The organism is Candidatus Erwinia dacicola, assembly GCF_001756855.1.
Taxonomy (GTDB): Bacteria; Pseudomonadota; Gammaproteobacteria; order Enterobacterales; family Enterobacteriaceae; genus Erwinia; species Erwinia dacicola.
On the sequence record NZ_MAYS01000010.1, the window covers coordinates 1 to 4761 of the forward strand.

At 54.3% G+C, this 4761-nt stretch carries 2 protein-coding genes and 1 pseudogene; 2 read left to right on the forward strand and 1 reads right to left on the reverse strand.

Annotated features, from left to right (window positions below; translation table 11 throughout):
* Positions 1-239, reverse strand: a pseudogene (locus tag BBW68_RS00225) (IS6 family transposase); the annotation flags it as partial.
* A gap of 263 nt (positions 240-502) precedes the next feature.
* Here BBW68_RS00225 and BBW68_RS00230 point away from each other — a divergent pair.
* Entirely contained in the window at positions 503-2038 is a 1536-nt protein-coding gene (locus tag BBW68_RS00230; protein WP_186821230.1) for a glucan biosynthesis protein G, read from the forward strand.
* Complete coding sequence (gene mdoH / locus BBW68_RS00235) at positions 2031-4589, forward strand: glucans biosynthesis glucosyltransferase MdoH (protein WP_070133519.1); 2559 nt, start codon at positions 2031-2033, stop codon at positions 4587-4589. Before BBW68_RS00230 ends, mdoH begins: the two co-directional genes overlap by 8 nt.
* The last annotated feature ends 172 nt before the right edge of the window (positions 4590-4761 follow it).

Below are 4761 nucleotides of genomic sequence, written 5' to 3' on the forward strand. Positions count from 1 at the left end.
TACAGATAAGCCCAGCGTCCGTTGACCTTCACGTAGGTTTCATCGAGATGCCATGAGCCAAAACCGGAAGGTTGACGCCAGTACCAGCGCCGCCGCTTTTCCATTTCAGGTGCAGAACGCTGAACCCATCGATAAATCGTGGTGTGATCGACATTTACCCCTCGCTCAGCCAGCATCTCCTGCAGCTCACGATAACTGATGCCATATTTGCAGTACCAGCGGACGGCCCACAGGATAATATGACGCTCAAAATGTCGACCTTAAAATGGGTTCATGTGCTGCTCCTTCAACTAAACAATGGCATCAGTTTACCATCGCCAGATCTTTGCAACAGTGCCTTTCCGTTAACCGCTTGAGAATAGTGCGCTGAACGCGATCGGATTCATGGAACAAAAACGTGGTCAGGCTGTCAGAATGCTGGATTATCCATTAAGATGGATGTAATTGATTTAAGCACCCAAAAAGGGGGGAAGTGCGGAATAAAATGAACAATAAACCAGAACTGATGAAATTGCGCTGGCTTGGCGCAGCAGTTTTGCTTTCAATGTATGCCAATACTAGTTGGGGGTTTAACATTGATGATGTGGCAAAACAGGCGCAGGAGTTAGCCGGGAAAGGCTTCGAAGCGCCTAAGAGTAACCTGCCATCACAGCTGCGTGATATGAAATATGCTGACTATCAGCAGATCCAGTTCAATCACGATAAAGCGTACTGGAGCAATCTGAACACCCCTTTCAAACTTGAGTTCTACCATCAGGGAATGTATTTCGATACCCCGGTGAAACTCAATGAAGTTACGGCGACCAGTGTTCGTGCGATTAAGTACTCCCCGGACTATTTCAACTTCGGCAACGTTAAACACGACCCTGATACCGTCAAAAACATCGGTTTTGCTGGCTTCAAGGTGCTGTATCCGCTGAATAGTAAAGATAAGAAAGACGAAATTACCAGCTTCCTTGGCGCGAGCTATTTCCGCGTCATCGGTGCAGGCCAGGTTTACGGTCTCTCTGCCCGCGGGCTGGCCATTGATACTGCGCTGCCATCCGGGGAAGAGTTCCCACGCTTTAAGCAGTTCTGGATTGAACGTCCTAAACCACAGGATAAACACCTAGTCATTTATGCGCTGCTGGATTCACCACGTGCCACCGGTGCCTACCGTTTCCTGATCACCACGGGTAAAGACAGCAACGTTGATGTGCAGTCTAAAGTTTACCTGCGTGACAAAGTTGGCAAGCTGGGCCTAGCCCCACTAACCAGCATGTACTTGTTTGGCGCCAACCAGCCATCGCCAGTGCCAAACTATCGTCCGGCGCTGCATGATTCTAACGGTCTGTCGATTCACGCCGGAAATGGTGAGTGGATCTGGCGTCCGCTGAATAATCCAAAACACCTAGCTGTCAGCACCTTCACCGTGGAAAACCCACGCGGTTTCGGTCTGCTGCAGCGTGGTCGTGATTTCGATAAGTATCAGGATCTCGACGATCGCTACGATATGCGTCCAAGCGGCTGGATCGAGCCGAAAGGCGACTGGGGCAAAGGCCGAGTAGAGCTGGTTGAGATCCCAACGTCCGACGAGACCAACGATAACATCGTGGCCTTCTGGACCCCGGAAAGTCTGCCAGAGCTAGGGAAAGTGCTGAACTTCTCCTACCGTCTGCACTTCACTCGTGACGAAAGCGCGCTGCATTCACCGGAAACGGCGCATGTGAAAAGCACCCTGCACTCAACCTGTGATGTGAAGCAGTCGAACCTAGTGTGTCAGCCTGATAGCACCGTGGCATTCATCGTCGACTTCGTTGGCCCGGAAATGAGCAAGCTGCCGCAAAACACTCCAGTAACTCCTCAAGTCAGCATCGGTAACAACGGTGAGCTGGTGGAGAACAGCGTGCGCTATAATCCGGTCACCAAAGGCTGGCGTTTGGTGCTGCGCATGCGCATAAAAGATAAGAAACAGCCAACGGAAATGCGTGCTGCACTGGTTAACGGTGACAAAACGCTGACTGAGACTTGGAGCAATCAGTTGCCTGCCAATGAATAAGTCTACCATAATACCCGATGAGTATATCGACGCGCTGCCCCTCTCCGCTGAGCGGAAAGGGGCAGCACGCTCGGCACTGCCGGTTCAATCTGATGACGCCTTCAGCCAGCTGCATCACCTGCTGGCCGAGGAGGGTCTGGTGGAAACGCGTGCCGATGACGCACCGCAGGAGTCGGTAAAAACACGCATCAAACAGAGCTGGCCAGATTCCGTAGATGACGGCAAGCAGTTCGATAAAGATGCGCTGGATCGCACCACGCTGAAAGCAATGCCGAAACATACCCGCTCCTCCATGTACCCGGAAAAGTGGCATACCAACCCGGTAGCGCGCGCGTGGGATTCCGTGCGTGGCCGTAAAACCACTCCGCATTTTGCCAGCAGCAAAGAGCAAAAAAATGAAGATAAGTGGCGCCATGCTGGCTCCATCCGTCGATATATTCTGCTGTTCCTCTCTGTGTTCCAGACGGTTGTGGCCACTTGGTACATGAAGACCATTCTGCCTTACCAAGGCTGGGCGCTGATCGACCCAATGGAGATGGGCAGCCAAAACTGGCAGCAGTCGCTGCTGCAGATCCTGCCTTACGTACTGCAGACCGGGATCCTGTTCCTATTTGCCTTGCTGTTCCTGTGGGTCTCCGCCGGTTTCTGGACCGCGCTGACGGGCTTCCTGCAGCTGTTGAACGGTAAGGATAAGTACAGCATCTCCCACCTTACCAACAGTGACGAGCCGATCAACCCAGATCATCGTACCGCGCTGATCATGCCAATCTGTAATGAAGACGTTGAACGCGTGTTCGCCGGCCTGCGTGCGACTTGGGAATCCGTGGTGCGCACCGGCGAGCAGGACAATTATGACGTCTACATTCTCAGCGACAGTTACAACACTGATATCTGCATGTCCGAGCAAAAGGCGTGGATGGAGCTGGTGCGTGATGTCGGTGGGGAAGGGCTTATTTTCTATCGTCGCCGTCGCCGTCGCGTAAAACGTAAATCGGGTAACATTGATGACTTCTGCCGCCGCTGGGGTAGCCAGTACAGCTACATGGTGGTGCTGGATGCGGATAGCGTGATGAGCGGCGAGTGTCTCAACGGCTTGGTGCGTATGATGGAAGTGAACCCGAAAGCGGGTATCATCCAGTCTTCGCCGAAAGCTTCCGGGATGGATACGCTGTATGCGCGCTGCCAGCAGTTTGCTACCCGCGTTTACGGCCCTCTGTTTACCGCCGGTCTGCATTTCTGGCAGCTGGGTGAGTCGCACTACTGGGGCCACAACGCCATTATCCGCATCAAGCCGTTTATCGAGCACTGTGCGCTGGCACCGCTGCCGGGCGAAGGTTCATTCGCCGGTTTTATCCTGTCGCATGACTTTGTCGAAGCAGCACTGATGCGCCGTGCTGGCTGGGGCGTGTGGATCGCTTACGATCTGCCGGGTTCTTATGAAGAGCTGCCGCCAAACCTGCTGGATGAGCTGAAGCGTGATCGTCGCTGGTGCCACGGTAACTTGATGAACTTCCGTCTGTTCCTAGTAAAAGGCATGCACCCGGTGCACCGTGCGGTGTTCTTGACCGGCGTGATGTCGTACCTGTCTGCGCCGCTGTGGTTTATGTTCATGGCGTTGTCGACCGCGCTGCAGGTGGTGCATACGCTGATGGAGCCGCAGTACTTCCTGCAGCCGCGCCAATTGTTCCCAGTGTGGCCGCAGTGGCGCCCTGAACTGGCGATAGCGCTGTTCTCAACCACCTTAGTGCTGCTGTTCCTGCCGAAGCTGCTGAGCATCGTGCTGGTGTGGTGCAAAGGGGCCAAGCCTTACGGCGGAGCGCTGCGCGTACTGGCCTCCTTGTTCCTAGAGATGCTGTTCTCGGTGCTGCTGGCACCGGTTCGCATGCTGTTCCACACCGCATTCGTGGTCAGCGCATTTTGGGGTTGGGAAGTGGTGTGGAACTCGCCACAGCGTGACGATGATGCCACGCCGTGGAGCGAAGCGTTCAAACGCCACGGCTCGCAGATGCTGCTGGGCTTGGTGTGGGCGGGCGGTATGGGCTGGCTGGACCTGAACTTTCTGTGGTGGCTGTCGCCAATTGTATTCTCGCTGATCCTGTCGCCGTTTGTCTCGGTGTGGTCAAGCCGTCGCACGCTAGGCCAAGCGTCGAAACGGGGCAAGCTGTTCCTGACCCCGGAAGAGTACGATCCGCCGAAGGAGCTGCTGGATACCGCCCGTTACGTTGAACTGAATCGTGAATGTGCGCTGGAGAATGGCTTTATGCACGCCATGTTCCACCCATCGTTTAATGCGCTGGCCAGCGCAATGGCGACCTCACGTCACCTGAACAGCGATATTCTCGACTATGCCCGCGACCGCCTCATCGAGCAGGCGCTCAGCGAGTCACCTGCTAAATTGGATCGCGATCAGCGCCTAGCGCTGTTCAGTGACCCGGTGACCTTGGCGCGTATGCACTACCGTCTGTGGCAGAACGCGGATAAGTATCATGACTGGTTAGATTATTACAATTCGCTTGAACTGAACCCGAAGGCGCTGAATAACGCAAAATAGTTTGCGGTGCGGACTTGCTTGCTCCCTGCAACGCAATAAGCCGGAACTCAGGTTCCGGCTTTTTTTTATGCTTAATTTGCAGTTGCCGCTATGGTCAAAACGTAAGCGTAAAGCCAGAGCCGTATGTGGACGTTAAGCCAGAGTTGGTAACTTAGACGGCACTGTTGCAAAG